We start from the raw sequence: 23,968 nt of genomic DNA, 5'->3' as shown, positions 1-23,968 counted from the left end.
TCCGGCCTTTGGGCCACTGCCAGTTTTCCCGATGCTGCCGAACCCTGCAATGGGGAGTTGTGCCCGCAGGCTCAACTCCCCATTGCAAGGACATTTTTCAGCAGCGGATCTCCGCCCTGGTCAACAACGGATGTTGCCGCCGTTCCTATCCCGCACATCCACCGTGTTGGCTCGCACCCAGCGGCCGGCCTGCGGACCGCTCGACATGACGTACCAACTGCTGTAGGAGCCGGACCCACAGCCTGAGACTTGGACCCAGCCGTCGGCCCGGTCAAGCCATTTGCCCCCCAGGTTCACATCACCCCCAGGCGAAACAACACCACCGCATGTGGCGGGTGGCCTGGTGAAGTTGTTTTTTTCCCCTGGTCCCTGAGTACACGAATGCCAGTCGCCAACCATCACGATGACCTCGGTGACCTTTGGCAGCGGCGGATCGGGTGGACCTCCGGACTTGGCCGCCACGGCAGGTGAGGCGGCGCCACAGCCACCGGCGTTGCAAGCCCGTACGCTCAGCGTGGCAGTTTCGTTGTATCCGCCAGTGGCTGTCGAGTAGCTCGTGGCCGTGCCCCTACTGGTCCAGGCGGCACCATTGAGGCTGCTTTCGTAGCGCGAAATGGCGCTTCCATTATTGCCCGGAGCGGACCAGGTCCAACTCACCGTTTTCACAGTCTTGGGTGCGGTGCTTCCATTGACGCCGACCTGACTGGGAACGCCATAAGGCGACACAGTGGCTGAGGGGCCCGAGTAGTCACTTGCCTGGTTGCCGGGACCGCTGAGGGGCACTGCCCTGACATTGGCGTATACGGCGCCGCCGTTGGGCGAGGACAGTTGCACGCCGGAGGGCACACCGCACTTTTCACCTGCCGTGGACAGCTTGACGCAGTACTGCACTTCACCGGCAGAGTAGCCGTTGAGCTGAGCGGTGCCCAGCGGCGTGTACGTCACGGTGACGGCCCCACCGGCACCGGAAGTGCCCACCAGGGCGATCCCTGGTGGAATCACAATTCCGTTGATCTTGCCCAACGCGCGCTGCGGAGCCGACTGGGCCCCATACACACCTGCCCCGGCCTTGTTCGTTGCGCGAACACGGTACTGGTAGCCCACCGTTGACGTCCCCACGGTGAAATTGGCGCTGGTACCGGTCTCCACGACTTGAGTGACAGCTGCCTTGCCACCGCCGCTGCGCTCCACCTCATACTTCTCGATGGGTGCACCGTTGATGAACGGCTCTGCCCAACTGACATTGACCTGGCTCTGGCTGCTGGGGCCAACGGCCAGCGCCGTGCTCACGGTGGGCGCAGCCGGAGCCGACGGCAAACCCGCCGGGGTCACCGTTGCGGAATAGGCTCCCCAATCAGAAGGGTTGGGGGCATTGTTGATTGCCTGGACCCTGAATTGGTAGTCAGTGCCGTTGGCCAGCCCTGTCCAGGTGAGGGTGTTGCCGGTGACGCCCGCCTTCTGTCCGTTTTGGCCGGCCGGGGCCGGGGAAATCTCCACGTTGAACTTTGTGACGGCGGAGAATTCCCCTACCGGGGTGACCCAGCTCAGCTCCACCTTTTTGTCGCCAAAGGCACCCTTGGGCGCAGCAGGTGCGTCCGGGATGCGGTCCGGTGTGGCAGTGACGGAGGACGGCGACGGCGCGGAGGTCCCGACGTCGTTCGTGGCGGTTACGGTGAACTTATAGGCCTGCGCATTCTTCAGGCCCGTGATGGTGCACGTGTTGGTACCGCAGTCCTGCGTGCCGCCTGTCCACGCTACGGTGTACTTTGTGATGGGGGCGCCGTTATCTGCCGGCGGATCCCACGTAAGCAGAACGGCCTTGTCCTTTTCCTCCACGATCTGCGGCTTCGTGGGGGCGTCCGGTTTGCCCTTGACGGTGATGCGGATGCGCCCGTTGGCGTACCTGTCCTTGTCATTGGTTTTGTCCGCCACGGTGTAGCGGACCACCACGGTGCCCTTGTAGTCGGGATCGGTGTTCACGGTGACGGCGTCGGCAACGTGCGTGACCGTGATGCCCTTGCTGCCGGTTTCAATGTTGGTGTCCACCACCTTTAACGCGGTGTCCGGGAACGGATTAACGTCGTTGCCCAGCACCTTGATGACCTCTGCACGGCCGGCATGGGCGTCTTTGACAATGTCCTCATTGGCCACGGCAAGCGGCTTCGAGGAGGAGGTGGCGTTCATGACGATGGCAGCCACCACAGGATCATTGCTGCCGTCGCTGACCTGCAGCTGGAGGGTGCCGGAGGTGCCCACCTTGGTGCCGTCCTTGAGCGAAACGGTCAGGACGGTGCCCTTGAGGTCGGCGTTGAAGCCGCCCGGTGCGCCACCTGCCATGGAGAACTTGAACTTGTCCTTGTCTCCCGGGTCAATATCGAAGGCCAGCGGCCCAACATCCAGAGTGGCGGTTTCCTGCTGTGCCACATCAAGGGTGGAGCCGGTGAACGTGGGAGGGGTGTTTTTCTTCTTTTCCTCTTCCTTCTTTTCCGGATCCTTCTTCTTCTCTGGGTCCTTCGCCTTTTCCTCAACAGGGGCGGGGTCCACAAGCGTCATGACAGTCAGGGTCGACTTCAAGCCTGCAGGATCATCAGGGCCGGTGCCGTCGGTGACTTCAAAAGTGATGGAGCCAGGCCCGTAGAACCTGATGTCCGCGTTGTACTTAATCCCTGCACCGTCGCCGACAATGACGTTGTCATTGGGGGCACCCAACAAGGAAATCTTCGCGGCTTCGGTCAGGCGCGGCTTGCGTCCTTCCCGAACCTGCACATAGTCGGCCAGGTTCATGGTGGCCGACTCCCCTGCCGTCAACCGGATCACTTTGTTGCTCTTGAGCACGGGGTACTGCTTGTCCAGGCCGGGCACCCAAATCACGGCAGTGGCACTCAATCCGTCCTGGTCAGTGACAGTGTAGGGAACCATCTGTTCCCCGGCTTCCAGCACGACGCGCACTGCACCGGTGGAAAGTACGGACGCACTCGTTGCCGGCTTGCCCGGCGCGGACTCCACGGCGACAGCCAAAGCCTCCGTCACGCCGTCGGGATCGGCATCGTTTTCCAGCACCGGAACGTCAACGGTGTTCTTACCCAGCATTTGCTTGACAGTGACACGGTCGTCACGAGCGATCGGTGCCTTTAGCGGCGCGTCCTCCGTAACGGTCATGCGGATGTTGCCGGTGGCCTTCGCCCCGAACTTGTCCGCCACCGTGTACATCATGGTGGCGATGCCAGGCTCCAGCGGCGAGGTGACCAAGACCTTGCCCTTGTCCGTGACCGAGGGCGCCATGGACTCGGGACCCTCAAAGCCATTCTTGACAAGGCCCAGCTGGCCGCCGTCAGGATCGGAGTCGTTGAGCAGAACATCCAGCGCCACCTTGCGGCCCGGCCGGATGGTGATGAAGTCATCCTCCGTGACGGGCGGGTGGTTCATGGCCAGCTGCGGGGCCACGCCAACGTCTACCCGGGCAATGGCCTCGGCGCCGAGTCGGTCACGCACACGGTAGCTGAAGGTGTCGGTGCCTGCGGAGCTGCCGCCGGCGGTGTAGAAGATGTAGCCGTTGCCGGTTTCGGCCGTGCCGAGCGTGGGTGCCTTGTCGATGCCCACCAGCTCCACCGAGTCGCCCTCGGGGTCAATGCCGTTCAGCGGCACGGCGATCTTTACCTGGTCCCCCGCGATGACACGGCCGGTCAGGTTTTTCGGTGCCGGTGGCAGGTTGTGTTCGGGGTCGGCAGCAATGATGGTGATGTCCACCTTGGCTGAGGCGAACTGTCCTGAACTGTTGGCGACCTTGTAGACGCCGGTGACTTTCTTCGGGCTCTGGCCGGCGATGAAGCGTAACTGGTTTTGGTCGGCAAAGAGCTTGCCCGCCTCCGGGTCCCCCGTCTCCACCACAACAGGTGCCTTAAGCACCTCACCGTTGGGGTCGACGTCGTTCGCCAGGACGGGGATCGAGACAACGTCGCCCACCCGCACCACGGCCGTGTCTGGTTCCACGCGCGGTGGCAGCAGCTTGTCCGGGGCGGGAATCCGGATGATGGAAACCTCGCCGACGGCGCTGCCTTCCCCGTTGGAGATGGTGTATTTGATGCTCATGTTGCCGGTGAGCCCGCGCACGTCGGTGAGTTTCAGGACATTGCGCTCGACGATGACGGCGGAGACCGGCGAGCCCGGGGGAACGTCAACCGACTGGATGACGAGCACGCCGCCGGCCGGGTCCATGTCGTTGCCCAGCACATCCACTAGGACGGTTCCGCCGGAGGGCAGCATGGCGAGGTCCTTTACGGCCACGGGCAGTCCCTTCGTGTCCGCGGCCACCACGTCAACGCGGATCAGGCCCGTGGCGCTCATGGGCCCGTTGGTCACCTGGTATTCCAGGTAGACGGCGCCGGGGCTGCTGGCTGTGAACGTGACGGTGCCGTTGTCGGCGATCTTTGACACGGTGGCGTTCGGCGGCTTGGAGACGCTGGCCAGGCGCAGTTTACCGCCGGAGGGGTCCTGGTCATTCTTCAGCGGTGACAGCGCTATGGGCTGCCCCACCACGGCCCGGAAGAAGTCCGCATTGGCCACGGGAGGCACGGTGCCCCTGGCCTTGACGTTGACCTTTATTTTGCGTTCTGTGCTGTCCACGCCGTCGGAGACCGTGATGGTCATGGACTTCATGCCGTCCTTTTCACCGTCGTCGGTGTACTTCAGCTCACCGTCGGGGCTGGTTTTGATGACGGCGCTGTCATCATCGGAGACGGCGCTGATCAAGAAGATGTCATCGCCTTCCGGGTCCATCCAGTCCGCCAGCATGTTCTGCACCATGGTTTGGCCCTGCTCCACCACCATGGTGGCATCGCGCAGGGACTTGGGTGGCGTGTTTTCACTCTCCGGCACCACGCGCACATTCACGTTGGCCCCGGCCGTGCCGCTCCGCCCGTCATTGGCGACGTAGCCAAACTGGCCGGAGCCCTTGGCCCCAACAGGGACGTTGATCTGCAATCCGGTGCCACCGTAGATGGATTGCACTGCACCCATGGACGGTTCGGCTGCGGGCGGCTCCACCGTGAGCACGTCGCCGTCGGGGTCCGAATCGTTGAACAGCACGGGCAGGATGGTGGTCTTTCCCGCCCTGACGCCGTACTCGTCGGCGAGCGCTTCCGGCGGGCGGTTGGGCTTGGTCCTATCCGGCAAGGTGCTGACCACGTTGGGGTCTGCGGAGTCCTTGTCGGCGTTGTCGGCCTTTTTCAAATCAGTTTTCAGGTCATCCCAGTTGTTCACGAGCAGCATGTTTTGGTTGACGAGCCACACGTTGCCGGAGTTGATGTCGTTGAGCACCACCACGTCGCGGTTCTTGCGGAACACGAACTCCGAGTTTCCACCGGCCTTGGGAATGTCCACCAGCTCGCCGTTACCCTGGCAGGAAAGGGCGTATTTGTTGGCGCCGGACCAGGCTGCATGGACACAGCCGTTTTGCACCACGGGTGCCACGGCCTTGCCACTGGTGCCCAGCTCCAGCACCTTGGCCGCTGAACCGTCAAGCGGCTGGGTGAACAACGCCGTTCCGGTTTCGACGGCGACGAAGTTGCCTTCGTCCGTTGGCTGGGCCAATTTCGCGCCCTGGGCGTCAGGGATGGTGACTGTCTTGCCACCGGGCAGGAACAATTTGCCCGCCTCGGCGGAAAACGCGACGGGCTTGCCACCGGCAACAGTGAGCTGAACGTCACTCAACCCGGCCAGCCCCTCAACCTTCGAGCGGTCCTGGGAGGCGACCTTGCCGGCGTCGTCCATGACTGTGGAAATCAGTTCGGAGGTCTTGGGTGCAACCGTGAAAATTGTGTCGTCGGGGGCTGTGACCGAGACGGGGTTGTCCAGCCCGCTGAGGATCGGGACGGTGGTTTTGTCATTGAAGCCGGGCACTTCGGCACTGGGGACGGCCCAGACCTTGCCCAGGCCGGCGTCCGTCAGCGAGAGGAACTTATTGCCTTGGGATGTGGATTTGCCGCCGCCAAGACTCGTTTCCGCAGCCATGGCCATCATCGGGACGTTCACGGGGTTCAGCAGGTTGCCGCCGTCGCCGCTCATGAACACGTTTCCGGCATTTTGCACTACGTCAAAACCGGTGGTGGTGGCACTGAATCCGCCGTCGAGCACCTTGGACTGGTCATTGAGGTGGCCCACGAGCCCGTCGGCGCGGTTCGTCACCCAGACACTGCCGTCATTGAGGTCCACGTCGGCAGTGGCGAAGCCGGGGTACACCACGGCACCTGTGACAAGGGATGCTGCCACCAGGAATGTTCCGGAGATCCCGAAAATGTCCTTTTTGCGCAAGGATCTGCCCGTGAGTGCCTGCAGTGCCATGTAACTAACTCCCAAAACCTGTCTTCGCAGGGGAAGTGGTCCTGTGGCTCCCCCTGTTGCGGCGCGGCCAAAGTCAAAGGCGCCCCCGGCTATTATACGTCGAATGGACTAATTAGCACGGTAAGCTGCCGAAGGCCTGCCTGCGGGGTGCCTAGTCGACGACGATGCCTTTGCCCGTGCCACGGCCCAGCAGCACGGGGGCGATCTCGCCGAAGCCGCGCACATTTTCCACCGGCAGCTGGGTCAGTACGAACCTGTCGTCGTTGGTCAGGGCCGAGGCGGTGACGGAGTCCACCAGCACCGTGCCGGGTTGGGCCAGCGATGTGAGCCTTGCGGCGAGGTTGACGGTGGGGCCGTAAATGTCCCCCAAGCGTGAAAGGACTCTGCCCCAGACCATGGCCACGCGTGCTTCGGGCAGGAAGTCGTCCGCTGCCATGGCTTCGGCCAGCGCCAGCGAAATCTGGGCCCCGGCGACGGGTGTTTCACAGTTGAACAGGACTTCGTCTCCGATGGTCTTCACCAGCCGGCCGCCGCCAACACTGATGATGTCCGAGCAGACGTTTTCGAATCGCTGCACCAGGCGGGCCAGCGTTTTTTCGTTCATGCGCCGGGATAGGGAGGTGTAGCTGACAAGGTCCGCGAAGCCCACGGCGCGGGCCAAAGGCAGTGGCGCATCGTCCTCGTCGCCGCCGCGCCCCAGTTCACTGGCGGCCAGACCTTCCTCGGCCCGCACCGCCAGGCGCTGGATTCCTGCGTTGAGCTGGCGTCGGTAGGAATACACCAACAGTTCTTCAAGCGGGGCAATCAGGTTGGGCAGCTCCGACACCACGGCCCGGCGCGCTTCAGCATCGCTGATCCCGTGTTCGGCCACGAGGTCCTCCACGAGGGCCTCAATCTGCCAGACGGCCATCCTGTCCGTCATTTGACCGATGGAACGGGTCACGGAAATGGCGGTTTCTTCCGTCAGAAGCCCTTCCCTGACCATGGTGACCACGGTTTTCAGGGCGTCCTGGTCACGCGGTGTGAAGGCCACGTCGTCGTCGCCTAAGTTGGGGAAGCCCATGGCGCGCCAAATTTTCCGGGCAGAGAGCAGCGAAACACCGGCCCCGGCAGCCACGTCACGGCGTTTGAGCGTCCGTTCACCGCCTAAAAGCTGTGCCTCCAGGTCGCGCGTTTGATTACGTGTTGCTGGAGGCAGCGTTGGCTCGGGTGGATCAATAGTCTCTTCCAAGCTCGCGCAGCTCCTTCTCGTTCATTCCAACCTCACCAGAGTAGTCCCCTTGACGGAGTGTTTGCTGAATGGCAGCTCGAAACGCTCTTGTCCATGCTTTTTGAGTTTCTTCATTGAAGCGCTTCAACTCGGGCACCTCAGTGACAGTGCGCACGCGTCCTGCCAACATCTGCAGTTGAATGTCTCCGGAACCCACCATCTTTTGACGCCATTTCTGTACGGGCACCACTTGCTGGACTTGCTCAAACGCATGGGCTTCCTTGATCCTGCCAAAAATTCCGCGCCGAACCAATAGCCGCTTGTTCGTCAGCACGTATCGGGTGGTGGCCCAGCGCAGTACACGCCGCACGGGATACACCAGCAGCACGAAGATGCCGATGGCGAGCAGCACCATCACAGCCGACTCCCGCCACGCATCGGCGCCAGGCGCCCATCGTGAGAAAGGCCCCGCCTGCAGCTGCGCCAGCCCGGCGAAAAAAGCATAAACCAGCACCAGTGCCACCGTGATCGGCCAGATCAGGATCCGCGCATGCTGCCGGCAGCGGATTTCAACCTGTTCACCCTCCAGCAGCCAGTTATGCATAATTAACCGTGCCGCCGGTTCCCGTCCGACGCAGGTGGATCACATCCCCGGCGTTGACTGTGTGGTGTGTCCCGGTCGCGTCGCGCAGCACCAGCGCCCCGTCGTCGGCCAAGGCGGTGGCCGTTCCATACAGCATGGCCCCGCCGGGAAGCTCCGCCCGCACCTCCTGACCCAACGTACCCATGCGCAGCTGCGCCATTTCCAACACACTTGATCCACCGGCCAGAGGGCGCGTGGCATCCCCGCCCACTGCCACAAACTCCTGGTAAAGGTCCGCAAACTTCAAAAGGTACGCAGGCAGCAGCACGTTCCTGTCCAACTCCCCCGCACCTTCCAGCAACAAGGACGTGGCCCTATCCCCGGGCAGCTCATCGGCGCGTGCACTGACATTGACCCCCACCCCCACTACGACGCCGGGACCCATCGCAACGCTGGGCGCCGCCACCACCTGCGCGAGAATTCCGGCAAGCTTGCGGCCGCGCACCACCACGTCATTGGGCCACTTGAGCTCGGCGGGAACACCTGTGCAGGAGCGCACGGCATGGCACAGTGCCATGCCAGCCAGCACGGAAAGCCACCCATAGCCGGTTGCGGCAAATGAGGTTGCGGCAAAAGTCGGGTTCGCGCCTGCCTGATGGGCTTGCTCGCTGGGACGCAGGAACACACTGGAAATCATGGCTGCTCCGGCCGGGACCTCCCAGGACCTGCCCATCCGGCCCTGCCCGGCGTTCTGGGCATCGGCAATCAACACACTTAGATCGGGCCAGTATTGACCGGGTGCGGCGGCGCTGGCCGCCAAATCAGTATTCGTTGAGCCGGTTGAACCCACTACTTCCACCTTGGCGAAGCTGCCTGCCGGGTGCATCAACGAAGCCCGCAACACGGAGGGCTTGAGCGCAGGCTGGGGAGGGGAAGGTGGGGCAACGGTCATGGCATCAATCTTATCGGCCGTGGAGCGCCACTCCCCGCCCTCCCTGCCAGCCCCGTGCCGGGAAGGAACGCCGCGCTGGAGGAATGTCAGAGAGAAATCGGGCGACTTTGTAGGGTTCCTACACACGCAAGGGCAGTTTCCGTTACTAGAATGAATCTTGAGATTGCCCTTTTGTGCGGTTCCCACTTAAGGGTCGCCCGCTTCCACACTAACGAGCCGGAGTATCAATGAGCCACGATCTTTCAACGACAGCAGGCAAAATTGCCGATTTCCGCGACCGGATGGCTCAATCGGAAAAGCCCTCGGGTGAAGCGGCCATTGAAAAGCAGCACGCCAAGGGCCGCAATACGGCCCGCGAGCGCATCGACCTGCTGCTTGACCCCGATTCGTTTGTGGAGTTTGACGCACTCGCCGTGCACCGTTCCACCGCGTTTGGCATGGACAAGAAGAAGCCGCTAGGCGACGGCGTCGTGTCCGGCTACGGCACTGTCGAAGGCAGGCTTGTGGCCGTCTTCAGCCAGGACTTCAGCGTCTATGGCGGCTCATTGAGCCAAGTCAATGGCGAAAAGATTGTCAAGGTCCAGGAATTTGCCATGCGCAACGGCTGCCCCGTAGTGGGCATTAACGATGGCGGCGGCGCCCGCATCCAGGAAGGCGTGGCCTCACTGGCCATGTTCGCCGACATCTTCCGCAACAACGTCCACGCCTCCGGGGTGGTCCCGCAGATCTCCCTCATCATGGGCCCGTGTGCGGGTGGCGCGGCCTACTCCCCCGCTTTGACCGACTACGTGGTCATGGTGGACAAGACCAGCCACATGTTCATCACCGGCCCGGACGTCATCAAGACCGTCACCGGCGAGGATGTGGACATGGAAACCCTGGGTGGGGCGCGCCAGCACAACGCCAACACCGGAACGTCCACGTATTTGGCCACCGATGAAGCCGACGCCATTGAGTTTGTGCGCGAACTCCTTGACTTCCTGCCCTCCAACAACCTGGCCGAGCCGCCCGCCGTCGAGCATGAGCAGGAGCTGGAGCTCGACGACGCCGACCTCGCCTTGGACACGCTGATACCCGATTCGGCCAACCACCCCTACAACATGTCCACGCTGGTCGAGCAGATCCTCGACGACGGGCACTTCCTGGAGATGCAGGCACTGTACGCACCCAACGTCATGATTGGCTACGGGCGCATCGAAGGCCACACGGTGGGCATTGTGGCCAACCAGCCCATGCAATTTGCCGGCACCCTTGACATTGCGGCCTCCGAAAAGGCTGCCCGTTTTGTGCGCAATTGCGATGCGTTCAACATTCCCATCATCACCCTCGTTGACGTCCCCGGCTTCCTGCCCGGCAAGGATCAGGAATTCCAGGGCATCATCCGCCGCGGCGCAAAGCTGCTGTACGCGTACGCCGAAGCCACTGTGCCCAAGCTGACCGTCATCACCCGCAAGGCTTACGGCGGAGCCTACATCGTCATGGGTTCGAAGAAGCTCGGCGCCGATCTGAACCTGGCCTGGCCCACGGCACAGATCGGTGTCATGGGCGCACAAGGTGCCGTGAACATCCTGTACCGGCGCGACCTTGCCGCTGTGCAGGCCGACGGCGGCGACGTTGAAGCCCGCCGTGCAGAGATCGTGCGCAACTACGAGGACGAGCTGCTGAACCCTTACCAGGCCGCCGAACTCGGCTACGTCGACGCCGTGATCGCCCCTTCTGAGACGCGCATCCAACTCATCAAGGGCCTGCGGGCGCTGCGTGACAAGCGGGCCAGCCTGCCCGCCAAGAAGCATGGGAACATCCCGCTGTGACGAACGACCAGACACCGGTGGCCGAGCCGGCTGAAACTTCCGCAGCGCAGCCGTTTCTCTCGGTGAGCCACGGCAATCCGAGCGCTGAGGAACTTGCCGCCGTGACCGCCGTCGTGCTTGCCCTGCAATCTGCTGCCGATAACGACGATTCACCCGCCCCGAGCCGGCATTGGGCGCGTCGGGAGCAGCTGCACCTGCCGCCCAAGCCCGGTGCGGGTGCGTGGCGGCGGTCTTCGGGCCGCTGACCGAGAGGTTCTATGAGGCAGTTGCGGAGCGCTCGCGCAGCAGGTGCACCATGGTGTCCACCGAGTTGGCGATCCTATCCGCCGCATCGAGAATGGCTGGCTGCACGGTGGCTGACTGCGGTGAAATCTCGGGCAGGCTTTCGGCCAGGCGGGTGTAGGAGTCGCGTAAGTTGACGGCGCCACGGGCAGGAACCCCGGCGAGCACGGCCGCCTCACTCGCCTTGAGCGTTGTGGTGGCGTCGGCAATAAAGGGCTCCAGCGGTGCCAGCACCCGCTCGACAGGTCCCTTCGCCGCCGAGACGGACAGCCTGGCCGCGTCAATGACCATGGCAGCCTGGATGAACAGGTGGCTTTGAACCAGCAGGCCCTCGCCCACGTATTGCGTTGCCAGGCCGGCCACGGGTTCAGCCCGGGTCCGGTCCAGAGACGTTTGGGCATTGGAACGGGCCAGCCGGGCAGCAATTCTGGCCGCGTCGATGCTGGCCTTGCTCGCCGCGGGGTCAGACACCGCCGCCAAGTAGAGCCGGTATGAAGCCAACAGCTCGGCTAGGCGCGTCGGCAGGTAGCTGCGCTCCCAGGCGGGCCAAACAACCGTTGCTGCCACGGCCAGCACACCAGCTAGGACGGTGTCCACGAGACGCGGCAACGCCACGTCCGATGCGGGAATGCCTGATAGATCCAGCAGGGCCACCAAGTAGGCGGCCGTCCAAATGCTCATGAAAAACGCGTTGGGTGTGCCGGAGATCCTGACCCCAAAGACAAAGATGACGACCAAGGCAATTAGCGCATACGGGTTCCCGCTGCCCACCAGGAACGTGGCGGCGGTGCCAATGCCCAGCCCCAAGAGGGTGCCGGCCAGCCGGGCGGTGGTGCGCAGCAACGTCGCGGCAAAGTCGGGACGCAACAGCAGCAGGACCATCAGCGAGATCCAGTACCCGCGGGTGCTGCCCGGCAGCAGCCGGGCCAACCCGTCCGTGGCAGTGACGAGCACAGCCAGCCGCATGGCGTGCCGGAATATGGCCGAATCCAGCCGCAGGTTGGCACGCAGCGTGTCAAAGGGGGCTTGAACGGCAACCCTGATCCCGCCCACCGTCACGGGTTTTTCAGCGATACGGCCCTCCACTGCGCCGGGGGTCACCATGCGTGCACAGGCACGCAGCTGTCCGGCCAGGGCCCGGGCGTGAAGGGAGGCGAACCTTCCGGTTGGTGAATCGGGATGGTCCCCGATGATGTCCCGCAGCCGTTCCACTGCTTCGACTACGGGTTCCATCATGGAGTCATCGAATACCTTGCCTTTGCGCAGGGATTCGGCCGTGGAATCAAGGACCCGGCCAGCCGCCAGCAGCAGCGCGTGGACGGCGTCGGCCTGCGTGGAACGTTCAACCCGCTCAAAGCGCTCAAGGCAGTAGGCCAGTGCGATGACCTCCAGCCGGATCCGCTCTGCCTCATCGAGCAGCCCTCGGTAGGACTGCATGCTGGGCCCGTGTCCATGCCCGAATCCGGTGATGGTGGCCCGCGCGGCGTCCAGCTTTACTCCGGCCCCCGGCGTCATCATTTTCGGATGCGGGGAGCGGGTGCGCGTCGCCAGCGCCTCATAGACGGAAGCCAGGACGGCCCTTTCAGGGGCATGCCGGTGCACAGGCCAGCCGGCAATAGCCAGAAGAGCTTGAAACAGTCCGGCGGCAACCACCACAGCACCGATGCCCAGCGCACTGGCGGGCGGAAGCTCAAACCTGTTCAGCACTATGGCCACCGCCGTGCCAGCGATGCCGATTTGGGCCACCACGGGACCCAGTGCCATGAGCATGCCGCTGGTGAAGGAAAACACCGCAATCAATAGCAGCGAGAGCAAAACGGAGTGCGAGGTCAGCACGGACAGTCCGCCGCCAATACCCGCAGCCAGGGACGTCATGCCCATGCGCGAGAACCGCAGCCGGTAGCTGCCGGGCCTGTCGGCAAAGGCGGCAAACATGGCCCCGACCCCGCCAAAGACGGCGACGGGAATGCTCCCGGCTGCCACACCGATCACCAACGGCACGGCGATCCCAACGGCGTTGCGAGCTGCAACGACCGGGTCCGACTGGGAGAAGTCCAGCCGCAAGGACTTCTTTACCGTTGCGGCGACTGACGAAGTAGCTGACACGTTTCTAAGTATTGCAGTCATTGGCCCACGCAGGCGTGCCTTGGCCTCGCCTGTCCTGAAGCAACTAGGCTCAACCCATGAGCCCCGACACAACTCCTCTGCCCCGCCCCGCCACCGCCGTCGACGCCGCTGCCAACTCCTACACTGACCGGCTGCTTGAGCTTGATCCCGGCTTTGCCACTGAGTTGGGCCGGCTCGGGCATGAGAGCGAGTACCGCGACTTCTCCCCCGCCGGGCTTGAGGCTGCAGCCGATGCCGCCCGCCACGCCCTGGCCGAGCTGAACGGTTTGGCGCCGGAGGATGCGGTGGACAGGACCACGCTGCACGCAATGCGCGAGCGGCTGGGCCTGGCCGTTGAGCTCCACGAGACCGGCTGGCCGCTGGCAGATCTAAACAACATCGCCTCCCCTGCGCAGGAAATTCGGGCTATTTTCGATTTGATGCCCACGGCAACGCTCACCCACTGGGAACACCTCGCCGCCCGGCTGGCGAACGTTCCAGCAGCCATCGACGGCTACATCGCCTCCTTGCGCGCAGGTGCCGGCCGCGGTCTTATCGCGGCCCGGCGGCAGGTGACCACGGTGATCGAGCAGTCCGAACGCCATGCTGCCTCCGACGGCTTCTTCCTCACTCTGGCCCGGGATGCAGCGTTGGACTTCCCTTCCGCTGATTCCACGTCCGTCTCCAGTTCCGAGCACGACGCCGGGACCTCCCTCCCTGCCGAGCTCACCAGTGCGCTGCTCGCCAATGCGGAGCTGGCCCGCACCGGTTACGGGGCCCTTGTTGCGTTCCTGCGCGAGGAACTGCTGCCGGTGGCACCCGAGGCGGATGCCGTGGGCCGGGAACGCTACGCACTGGCGTCACGCACGTTTCTGGGCTCCGCCGTCGACCTTGAGGAAACGTACGCCTGGGGTGTGGCGGAACTGGACCGGGTCATTGCCGAACAGCAGGCCGTGGCACAGCAGCTCAAACCCGGCGCGTCCATCACGGAAGCCAAGGAACTGCTCAATGATGATCCTGCCCGGATGCTGCACGGTACGGCGGCGCTGACGCAGTGGATGCAAAAGCTCTCAGACACGGCCATGGCGGAGCTGGCAGGGGCGCAGTTCGACATCCCGGAGATCATGCGGAAGCTCGAATGTCGGATCGCTCCCACCCACGACGGTGGTATTTACTACACCGGCCCCTCCGAAGATTTCTCCCGCCCAGGGCGCATGTGGTGGTCGGTGCCCGAGGGCGAGGACACCTTCAGCACGTGGGCCGAAACCACCACCGTCTACCACGAGGGCGTCCCCGGCCACCACCTGCAGGTCAGCACGGCCACGTACCAGGCAGGGCTGCTCAACGACTGGCGCCGCAATGTTTGCTGGGTGTCCGGCCATGGCGAAGGCTGGGCGCTGTATGCCGAACGGCTCATGGACACCCTCGGCTACCTGTCCGATCCCGGTGATCGGATGGGCATGCTCGATGGCCAGCGCATGCGTGCGGCCCGCGTGGTTTTCGACATCGGTGTGCACCTTGGGCTGCAGATCCCGGCGCAGTGGGGAACCGGAACATGGACGGCGGAGTCGGGCTTTGAGTTCCTTAAAGCCAACCTTGACATCTCCCCCGGCCAGCTGGAGTTTGAATTCAACCGGTACCTGGGCTGGCCGGGCCAAGCTCCGTCCTACAAGATCGGCCAACGGCTCTGGGAGGAGATCCGCGACGCCCGCGCCGCCCGCGACGGCGACGCTTTTTCGCTGCGCGACTTCCACACTAAGGCGCTGAATCTGGGCTCAGTGGGACTGGACACCCTGAAAATGGCGCTGCTGGAGGACTGAGCCCAGCCAGCCCCTCGAGTTGCCACTTGTGGTGCCCAAATCGTTGGTTTGGACGCCTTAAGTGGCATCTCGTGGACGGGATGCGCGCTTGGGGGCAGTTTCGGCGACTATCCGAAGTCCCTGCGCGTGGTTAGGCGCCCCTCTAGCGAACTTCCCGCCAGATTTTGCGGATCCGGCCAGCCCCCGAGCTTGAGCATTCGGGCAATTTTCGTGACCACCACCAATTCTCCCGAACGGAAGTCATCATTGTTGATGAGCACTTGGTGCCAGCCCAGCGATTTGGTCACGAAATCCCTGTCGTGGTCTTTCATTTGTTGCTCGCTGGTGAAATGATGCTTGCCATCGTATTCAATGCATGTCTTGTACTCCTCGCATCCCAAGTCCGGGCCCACCATGCCCCGGCCAGCAGCATCCCTGATCTCGACGTTGTGCTCGAAATTGGGAAGTGCAGATCGTGCGATGATCAACCGCAGCATGGTCTCCCGAGGTGAGTCCGCACCGACACGAACCAATTCCATGGCTGCCTTCAGCCTGCTCATCCCCCGGGCCCCGGAATGCCGGGTTATATAGAGTTTCAGCACGTCCAGCTGGACCTTTGGCCATGTCTGCCGCCCAAATGACCGGTGGTGTGCACAAACGATTTGATCACCGACAGCCACCAATTCATCAATGCTCAGCTTCGCAGCAATGTCCAACAATGTTCTCTGCAGGGACGTGACCGGGACACCGGCAATATGCACAACATCGTCCGGTCCCAATGACAGCAGATGCCCGTAGATGCCCCTCCTTCTGGGCTGGCGCACGCCCATGGGTGTGGCCACATCGATGGCAGGAAGCTCTTCAAGCCGTCGCGGAAGATAAAGTCCATGCAATCTTGCAGCGCTTAGATGACTGATAACACCTGAAGACGTCACCGCGGCATAAGCCCTACAGCTTTCCAGGAAACTGAACGGCGCCTGCCGTGGGACTCGAATTCCTCGTGTGGGCGTCCAGAGGTCCTTGCGACGGGACCGTCCCCGAGAGATTCCGGCAGCACGTGCCTCATCCATGGTGAAAGGCCGCATCGCAAGGTTCAGGGGAAGCGGATCGAACTTGTCCATGAACCCATTAATACGGAGAACTGCACGCCGTGGACGCTCAGCTGGCTGAAACAGTGCAAGCTGTGGATAACGGGCAGCTTCTTCCCGATGAGGATCCGAAACTCTTCGCCGAGTTGCCACTTGTGGTGCCCAAACCAGCGACTTGGGCACCATAAGTGGCAGCTCGGCGAAACAATGAAGATTGCGATCCGTAACAGGGGGAAACACAAATTTCAGGCTGGTATTGTGCGCCGCCTACCGTTGAGCCATGACTTCCACAGTGACAACTCCCAAAGTGTCGAGGCTGCCCAGATGGGCCAGCTCCTTCGGCGTCCAAATCATTGCCGGCCTGGTGCTCGGCCTCGTCTTGGGGCTGCTTGCCCGCCAACTTGGCGGCGATCCCAAGACCACCCCGAACGGTCTCGTCACCGCGCTGGCCACGATCGGCTCTAGCTACGTCTCCATTTTGAAGGCGGCCGTCGTGCCGTTGATCTTCACGGCAGTGGTCTCCTCGATTGCCAATCTGCGAGAGGTCACCAACGCCGCCCGATTGGCGTGGAACACGCTCCTATGGTTCGCCATCACGTCCCTGATCGCCGTCACGGTTGGCATCGGCCTGGGCCTGGTTTTCCAGCCCGGCGCCGGCACAGGTCAAGCCACTCCGAGCGACTACACCGGCAAATCCGGTGACTGGTGGGCATTCCTGGTCGGCTTGTTCCCCTCGAACTTCCTGGGTCTGGGCGCCACCACCAAGGCCGCCGAGTCCGGCGCACTGACCACCTCCGTCAGCTTCAACGTTCTGCAGATCCTGGTCATTGCCATCGTGATTGGGATCGCAGCACTCAAGGTTGGCAAAGCAGCCGATCCGTTCCTGAAGCTCAACGGTTCGGCACTCGCCGTGATCCAGAAGGTGCTGTGGTGGATCATCCGCCTAGCCCCCATTGGCACCGTCGGACTGATTGGCAACGCCGTGGCCAGCTACGGCTGGACCACCATCGGTTCCCTCGGCAAGTTCAGCATTGCCATCTACGTTGGCCTGGCCATCGTCTTGTTCATCGTCTATCCCGTCCTGATCAAGAGCCACGGGCTGTCCATCAAGCAGTACTTCTCCGGTGTGTGGCCGGCAGTGCAGCTGGGCTTCGTTTCCCGCTCCTCCATTGGCACGCTGCCGCTGACCCAGCGAGTGACCGAACGCAACCTGGGTGTGCCCCGCGCCTACGCATCCTTCGCCGTGCCGCTGGGCGCCACCACCAAGATGGACGGCTGCGCCGCCATCTACCCCGCCGTTGCAGCCATCTTCGTGGCACAGTTCTTCGGCATCCAGCTTGACGTGGGCCAGTACCTGCTCATCGTCCTGGTATCCGTCCTGGGCTCGGCAGCCACCGCTGGCACCACTGGCGCGGTCGTCATGCTCACCCTGACGCTGTCAACGCTGGGACTGCCGCTGGCCGGCGTCGGACTTCTGCTCGCCGTTGACCCGATCCTCGACATGGGCCGTACGGCAGTCAACGTCGCTGGCCAGGCACTGGTGCCCACCATCGTTTCCAAGCGCCAGGGCATCCTCGACGAGGCACTGTACAACGCACCGCGCAACGGCGATCCCTTTGCCGATGACTCCGATGACCTGCTGGCCGAGCTCGCCAACAGCCGCGAAGACGTTGACCGAAAGCGCGAAACAGTCAGCGCCTAAGCACCCGCGTAGGCCGGCTGGAAGTTCATGAGAATCCCGCCAGTGCTGCGATCCGTTGGATCGCAGCACTGGCGGGATTCTGCGTTAAGGCGGCACTGCAGGCTGCCTCGCAGACGCTGCGCGTGCAACACGCCGTGCAACACGTCGACGGCGTCAACGTCCTGCCTGCATCAGCGGTTCGGGGCGTTTCCCTGCCTTTTGTCGAGCACGCCAGGCCCAGGCTACCCCGGCAATGGTTGCTAGAAGGGCGAGTTCAACGGCGCTCCCCAGAATGTAGTAGACCCACGTCTCGCCAATGAGCGCAACCACTATCGAAGCCGCATAGAGCACGCTGACGCTCAGGTTGAGGACTTGGTTGATCCGGGCAGGGGCGAGCAATGATGCTGCGACCATGAGGCTCGGGACCAGGACGTAGGCCGTGGTGAGGACCAGGAACACCTGATCGATGTCCCATCCCATCCCCGGGACCGAACCGGAGAGTGCGCCCTCAATGGCGTCTGCACGCCAGAACGTGAAAATGTCTACAAAGGCGAAGACGAAGAGCATGCTGACCCACAGGCCGCTGAGCACGATCCTCCGGTCCACTTTCGCGTCGTTGGGCCCGGTTCTGACAATGGTGTTCACGATGTGTCCTCCCTGCGTTTGAATGTCTGTTATGTACCTCAGTTTCACTCGACGGAGTTCCTTTTTTACACCGCCTGGCAGCCCGAATCCACCTGGCCGATTGGCCGGGTCAGTGGCGGCCCTTTGGCCCTTCAGCTTGTCGATCCGGGCATCTATGCTGAGGGCATGCTGAGAGCTGCCAAGTTGATGTGGACCGAGCCGGCCTTGGAGCACCCGCACCGCGCGGGCCGCCTCGACCTTGTGCTTGCGGCCATCGTGCTTGCAGCAGCGGCTCTGGAGGCGCTCCTCCGCCCTGACGTGTCGTGGCCCGTGGCCGCCATGGCCCTGGGCTTCGCCTTTGCGGCCGCCATGTGGATCCGGCGCAGGCAGCCTTTGGGCGCTGTGGTGGTGGCGTTCGGAGCGCTTCTGTTGGTCGATCTCGCTACAACTGTCCTCGCGGCCGCACCTGTCGTGCTCTGGACCGCGGCCGCCGTGCTGGTCTTGCTGTACACGCTGGTGCGGTGGGGCTCGGGAAGGGACATCATTCTTGGGGCGGGACTCGTGGCACTCGAGTACGCCGTCGCGGTTGCAACCGCTACCAGCGGACTCCAGGAAGCAGGAGGCGGGGCGGCCGTGCTGCTGTTGGCCGCTACGGTGGGGTTGGCGGTCCGCTACCGGGCTGTGGCGCGTGCGCAGCTGATAGAGAGGGCGAAGCTGCAGGAGCGTGAACTGTTTGCCAGGGAATTGCACGATACGATCGCCCACCACGTCTCCGCCATCGCAATCCAAGCCCAGGCCGGCCTGGTGTTGGCCCGCTCCGCCCCACCCGGAGCACCACCCGGAGCACCACCCGGAACGTCCGAGGCACTGAAAAGCATCGAGCGTGAGGCTGCTTTGGCTCTCTCCGAGATGCGCACAATGGTGGGTGGCCTGCGTCGTCGCAGCAGCCAGGCCACTCCCCCTGCCGGGCATACCTTGACCGACATCGAGAACCTGGCAGACGCAGAGGATGGCTGGCTGCGTGTCGACGTGACGTTGCGTGGCGATCTCACCGGGCTCGGTCCGTCGCTGGAGTCAACCTTGTACCGGGCAGCCCAGGAGTCGGTTACCAATGCCCGCCGACATGCTCGAGGCGCAACGAAGGTGGCCGTCGCTGTGACCGGCAGAACTGCCGAGGTGGAACTGAGCGTCGAGGACGACGGCGTAGGCACACCACCGTCTGCCCCGCCCGGATTCGGACTGGTCGGAATGGCCGAGCGGGTCCACCTGCTCGGTGGCGAACTCACCGCCGGCCCGAGCAGCGGACACGGCTGGCTCGTGCGCGTCGTCCTTCCGCGGGAACTAAGGCGTGGGCAATGATCCGAGTCCTCATCGCTGATGACCAAAGCATTGTCCGCACCGGCTTGGCCACGATTCTGGGCAGCGAAGCCGATATCGAAGTTGTTGGCCAGGCTGCTGATGGCCGTGAGGCGCTCGCGCTGGCCCGCCGTCTGCGCCCGGACGTGTGTCTGTTCGACATACGGATGCCGTATGTCGACGGCATTGAGGCCACCCGTCTGCTCTCAGGTCCGGACGTGGACGAGCCGACCGCCGTCGTGGTCATCACCACCTTCGACACCGACGAGTACATTTACGGGGCGCTCAAAGCCGGCGCACGGGGATTCCTGCTCAAGGGCGCCTCCCCCGAGCAACTGGTCCAGGCGATCCATTGCGCAGTCAACGGAGATGCATTCATCGACCCGGGAGTGACAGCACGTCTCCTCGCCCGCTTCGCCCACACCAACAGGAGAAATGCTGCCGAGCCTATTGAACCCCTCACGAACCGGGAGGAGGCAGTGCTCCTGACACTCGCCCGGGGGCTGTCAAACGCCGAGATCGGTGCCGCCCTCCACATCAGCATGAGCACCGTCAAGTTTCATCTGTCGAGCTTGATGACCAAACTCAGGGTTCGGAACCGCGTTGAACTCGCCATCTGGGCCCACGAGACAGGGCGCATGGACTAACCCGCTGATCAACGTTGACGGCCGCACCCGTCCATCAACTTGCACTAAGTGCAAACTTGCACTTAGTGTAGTGGTGTGGACACTTCACCGACACCCGTTTCCCGCCGCGAACTGAACAAGGCGGCCACCAGGGAGAGCATCGCTACTGCCGCCTTGGATTTTCTGCGCAATCGTGACTTCAACGCCTTCACGGTCGACGACGTTGCTGCCGCGGCAGGAGTTTCCCGGCGCACCTTCTTCAACTACTTCTCCTCCGTGGAGGCAGCAGTGGCTAGTTTCACGCAGAATTACCTCGATCAGGTCATTGTTGAGCTGGTCGCGCGGCCGTCCGACGAGCCGCTGCTTGAATCCGCCCAGTCCGCCTTGTCAGCCGGCGGCAGCGCCCGCGACTTGGCCATCCTGGCCGAAACATTCACCCTGACCCAAGACCCTCAGCTGGCACGCTTTCAGCTCCAGGCGTGGGAGGAGTGCAGCTTGAAAATCACCGAGGTGGCCAAGCAGCGTCTCCCTGAGGGAACAGATGAACTTTACATATTTGCCCTGGTGGGTGCCGTCGTTGGCAGTTGCAAGGGCGCATTCCAAGTCTGGTTCCAGAAACATGGAACCAACATCACCGAAGAATCATTGGCCGATCTGCGCAGCCTGCTGGCAAGCACGGTCGGTCTGATCCGCAACGGATTCCACAGCTAAACATCCCCCGGCGCCTGCCTGGGCAGGACACCACACAGAATGGAATGATCATGGCGCTTTGGCTTTATCGACTGGGACGGCTCTCGGCACGCCGCGCGTGGCTGGTGATTGCCGCCTGGGCGGTCATCATGGGCATGGTTGGCGGCGCTGCAGCGTTGTTCATGGGGCCCATGTCCAACAACTTCCAGATTCCCGGCACTGAAACCCAGCAAATGGCGGACAAGCTCCAAGCCCAGCTGCCGGAAGCTTCCGGTGGCACGGGCGCCGTCGTGTTTACCAGCACCAACGGTGAGCCGTTGACGCCCGCCCAGCAGAAGGACATCACGGCGGCGCTGGAAACGGTGACCGGCGTGCCCACTGTCAAGGGTGTCATTGACCCGTTCCTCGTGACTGCGCAACAGCAGGCCGGAGCAGCCCAACTGGCCGATGGTGCCAAGCAGTTGGCGGCCGGTGAGGCTCAAGCCGCCGCAGAACTGCCCAAACTCGAGGCCGCCGCCAAGCAGTTGGCCGACACCAAGGCCCAGTTGGACGCCGGACAGGCCAAGCTCGACGCCCAGAAGAAGCAGCTCGCAGCCCAGCAGGCCCAGCTTGCGGCACTGCCGGCTGATTCCCCGCAGGCTCAAGCCGCAGCACCCCAGATGGCTGCCGCGCAAGCCCAGATCGACGGGGCCCAGACGCAGCTGGACGCCGGGAAGGCCCAATGGCAGGCCGGTCAGGACCAATATGCAGCCGGTAAGGCCAAGTTCGACGCCGGAGCAGCCACGCTGACTGCCAAGAAGGCCGAACTGGGCCTTGGCCAGCGCACCGCGGAAGCTGCCTCAGGGATCCGCTTTGTCTCTGAAAACGGCAAGGCCGCCATCGGCCAGATCCAGTTCAGCGAGTCGATGAACGCCGTGACCCCTGCCAACCGCCAGCTGGTCCAGGACAAACTGAACACCCTGGAGTCAGACGGTGTGAGCGTCTCCTACAGCAAGGAAATTGTCGAGGACGTCTCCGAACTGTTCGGTGTGTCCGAGGTCGTGGGTATTGCGGTAGCAGCCGCCGTGCTGTTGATCATGCTGGGCACTTTCGTGGCAGCCGGACTGCCGCTGCTGATGGCCGTTGTAGGCGTCGGCATTGGCGTGGGCGGCACCATGGCCCTGACAACTGTCATTGAGATGTCCTCCATCTCGCCCATGCTGGCGCTGATGCTGGGCCTGGCCGTGGGCATCGACTACTCCTTGTTCATCGTCAACCGGCACCGCCAGCAGCTGCTCGCCGGCATGGAGTTGCGCGAGTCCATCGCCAAGGCGACGGGTACTTCAGGCAACGCAGTGACGTTCGCTGGCCTGACGGTTGTCATTGCACTGGCGGCCCTCTCAGTGACGGGCCTGCCGTTCTTGGCGATCCTTGGTTTGGCCGCTGCGGCTACGGTTGCCGTCTCGGTACTGATAGCGCTGACCCTGACCCCGGCACTGCTGTCCCTGATTGGCAAGCGGCTGATCTCCAAGAAGGCCTGGGCCAGGAACACCGCAGCCACGGCCAAACATGAAGCCACACTTGTTGGCCTGAGCGGTTCGGAGAGGGCTGCAGCGGATGAAGCGGCGGACGTTGCCCGCAGCGCCCGCGGTTGGGGTGGGCTTGTCACCCGCCACCCCATCATTTCCCTTGTCACAGCCGTCATTGCGCTTGCTGTCATCGCCATCCCGGCCGCCGGTCTGCGTCTTGCCCTGCCCGACGGCGGTTCCGAGCCGGTCAATTCCAGCGCCTACCAGGCGTACTCCATCACCGGTAAGAACTTTGGTGAAGGCATGAACGGGCCCATCATTGTGGTGGGTTCCCTGCCAGCCGGACTGAATGAAGCCAGTGCCACGGTGCTGAACCTGAACGTGGCTGATCAACTGCGTGCAGTCGAGAACGTCAAGGCAGCCATTCCCGTCATGGTCAGCAAGGATCTGCGCACCGCCGTCTACCAGGTCATCCCCACCGAGGGCCCTGCCAGTGAAAGCACGGTCCAGGTGATCCATGACCTGCGGGCCGAAGGTCCCGGCATTGAATCCCGCTACGATGTTCCCATCGGCTTGACGGGCCAAACAGCCGCCAACGTCGATGTCTCGGAGAAGCTGGGAGCGGCGCTGCCTCCCTACCTGGCCATCGTCGTCGGACTTTCACTGATCCTGCTGGTTCTCGTGTTCCGCTCCATCCTGGTTCCGCTGCTGGCCACTGCCGGCTTCCTGCTCTCCCTGGTTGCGGCATTTGGCGGCGTGGTGGCCGTGTACCAATGGGGCTGGCTGGGCGGCATATTCGACGTCGCCAACCCCGCGGCCGTGCTGAGCTTCCTGCCGATCATCCTGATTGGCGTGTTGTTTGGCCTGGCCATGGACTACCAGGTGTTCATAGCCTCCGGCATGCGCGAGGCCTACGCCCACGGGCAGGATGCCAAACAGGCAGTGCGCACCGGGTTCAAGCATGCGGCGCCGGTGGTCACGGCGGCCGCGATCATCATGATCAGCGTGTTCTCCGGGTTCATCTTCTCGCACCTGACCATGGTGCGCCCGCTGGGCTTCGCGCTGGCGTTCGGTGTGCTCATCGACGCGTTTGTAGTCCGCATGACGATCGTTCCGGCCGCCATGCACCTGCTCGGCAAGTCTGCCTGGTGGCTGCCGAAGTGGCTGGATAGGGTCCTGCCAGACGTTGACGTGGAGGGCGCCAAACTTGCCACACTCATGGTGGAAGACGACGCCTCTTCACTGAGCGAGGATCCCGAACCGGCACGCTAGCTTCACCGCAGCGAAAAGGGCGGGCAGCGTTTCGGCACTGT

General features: G+C 63.3%; 15 protein-coding genes. 8 read left to right on the top strand and 7 right to left on the bottom strand.

All coding sequences use genetic code 11. The annotated features are described in order from the left end of the window. Positions 1-120 precede the first annotated feature (120 nt). The 4 genes from JMA46_RS06090 to JMA46_RS06075 form a co-directional block, all read right to left on the bottom strand. The gene (locus JMA46_RS06090) at positions 121-6,339 is read right to left on the bottom strand and encodes an Ig-like domain-containing protein (protein WP_207344441.1); all 6,219 of its coding nucleotides are present in this window, start codon (positions 6,337-6,339) and stop codon (positions 121-123) included. 151 nt (positions 6,340-6,490) lie between these two features. After that, entirely contained in the window at positions 6,491-7,558 is a 1,068-nt protein-coding gene (locus JMA46_RS06085) for an adenylate/guanylate cyclase domain-containing protein (RefSeq protein WP_348770076.1), read from the bottom strand. Then, the gene (locus JMA46_RS06080; protein WP_207344439.1) at positions 7,554-8,153 is read right to left on the bottom strand and encodes a PH domain-containing protein; all 600 of its coding nucleotides are present in this window, start codon (positions 8,151-8,153) and stop codon (positions 7,554-7,556) included. The genes JMA46_RS06085 and JMA46_RS06080 overlap by 5 nt, the downstream gene beginning before the upstream one ends. Beyond that, complete coding sequence (locus tag JMA46_RS06075) at positions 8,146-9,084, bottom strand: biotin--[acetyl-CoA-carboxylase] ligase (protein ID WP_207344438.1); 939 nt, start codon at positions 9,082-9,084, stop codon at positions 8,146-8,148. The genes JMA46_RS06080 and JMA46_RS06075 overlap by 8 nt, the downstream gene beginning before the upstream one ends. A 227-nt stretch (positions 9,085-9,311) precedes the next feature. On the opposite strand from JMA46_RS06075, the gene JMA46_RS06070 reads away from it, so the two are divergent. Further along, on the top strand, positions 9,312-10,895 hold the full coding sequence (locus tag JMA46_RS06070) for an acyl-CoA carboxylase subunit beta (RefSeq protein WP_207344437.1): 1,584 nt from the start codon (positions 9,312-9,314) through the stop codon (positions 10,893-10,895). Then, positions 10,892-11,140 carry an acyl-CoA carboxylase subunit epsilon gene (locus JMA46_RS06065; protein ID WP_207344436.1) on the top strand — a complete coding sequence of 83 codons (249 nt, stop codon included), beginning with the start codon at positions 10,892-10,894 and terminating at the stop codon, positions 11,138-11,140. Before JMA46_RS06070 ends, JMA46_RS06065 begins: the two co-directional genes overlap by 4 nt. A gap of 10 nt (positions 11,141-11,150) precedes the next feature. Here the strand turns inward: JMA46_RS06065 and JMA46_RS17600 are convergent, their stop codons facing one another. After that, positions 11,151-13,283 carry an FUSC family protein gene (locus JMA46_RS17600; protein WP_207344435.1) on the bottom strand — a complete coding sequence of 711 codons (2,133 nt, stop codon included), beginning with the start codon at positions 13,281-13,283 and terminating at the stop codon, positions 11,151-11,153. Positions 13,284-13,360: 77 nt separating this feature from the next. Between JMA46_RS17600 and JMA46_RS06055 the strand changes: the two genes are divergently transcribed. After that, entirely contained in the window at positions 13,361-15,103 is a 1,743-nt protein-coding gene (locus tag JMA46_RS06055) for a DUF885 domain-containing protein (protein ID WP_207344434.1), read from the top strand. Between the two features lie 107 nt (positions 15,104-15,210). Here the strand turns inward: JMA46_RS06055 and JMA46_RS06050 are convergent, their stop codons facing one another. Continuing rightward, positions 15,211-15,975: a DUF559 domain-containing protein gene (locus JMA46_RS06050; protein ID WP_247647094.1), complete on the bottom strand. Its 765-nt coding sequence runs from the start codon at positions 15,973-15,975 to the stop codon at positions 15,211-15,213. Positions 15,976-16,450: 475 nt separating this feature from the next. On the opposite strand from JMA46_RS06050, the gene JMA46_RS06045 reads away from it, so the two are divergent. Then, positions 16,451-17,872, top strand: a complete 1,422-nt coding sequence (locus JMA46_RS06045) for a dicarboxylate/amino acid:cation symporter (RefSeq protein ID WP_207344433.1) — start codon at positions 16,451-16,453, stop codon at positions 17,870-17,872. Between the two features lie 153 nt (positions 17,873-18,025). Here JMA46_RS06045 and JMA46_RS06040 read toward each other — a convergent pair whose 3' ends face one another. Further along, a complete protein-coding gene (locus JMA46_RS06040; protein WP_210768597.1) occupies positions 18,026-18,496 on the bottom strand; it encodes a DUF6326 family protein in 471 nt (156 codons plus the stop codon). 165 nt (positions 18,497-18,661) lie between these two features. On the opposite strand from JMA46_RS06040, the gene JMA46_RS06035 reads away from it, so the two are divergent. From JMA46_RS06035 to JMA46_RS06020, 4 genes are all read left to right on the top strand, one after another. After that, positions 18,662-19,834 (top strand): sensor histidine kinase, encoded by a 1,173-nt coding sequence (locus tag JMA46_RS06035; protein WP_207344432.1) that lies wholly within the window; start codon positions 18,662-18,664, stop codon positions 19,832-19,834. Next, a complete protein-coding gene (locus tag JMA46_RS06030; RefSeq protein ID WP_207344431.1) occupies positions 19,831-20,478 on the top strand; it encodes a response regulator transcription factor in 648 nt (215 codons plus the stop codon). The genes JMA46_RS06035 and JMA46_RS06030 overlap by 4 nt, the downstream gene beginning before the upstream one ends. A gap of 75 nt (positions 20,479-20,553) precedes the next feature. Further along, entirely contained in the window at positions 20,554-21,168 is a 615-nt protein-coding gene (locus JMA46_RS06025; RefSeq protein ID WP_207344430.1) for a TetR/AcrR family transcriptional regulator, read from the top strand. A gap of 50 nt (positions 21,169-21,218) precedes the next feature. Continuing rightward, on the top strand, positions 21,219-23,927 hold the full coding sequence (locus JMA46_RS06020; protein WP_207344429.1) for an MMPL family transporter: 2,709 nt from the start codon (positions 21,219-21,221) through the stop codon (positions 23,925-23,927). Positions 23,928-23,968 lie beyond the last annotated feature (41 nt).

The organism is Arthrobacter sp. E3 (assembly GCF_017353415.1).
Lineage (GTDB): Bacteria > Actinomycetota > Actinomycetes > Actinomycetales > Micrococcaceae > Specibacter.
This window is presented reverse-complemented; position numbering and strand designations above follow the sequence as displayed.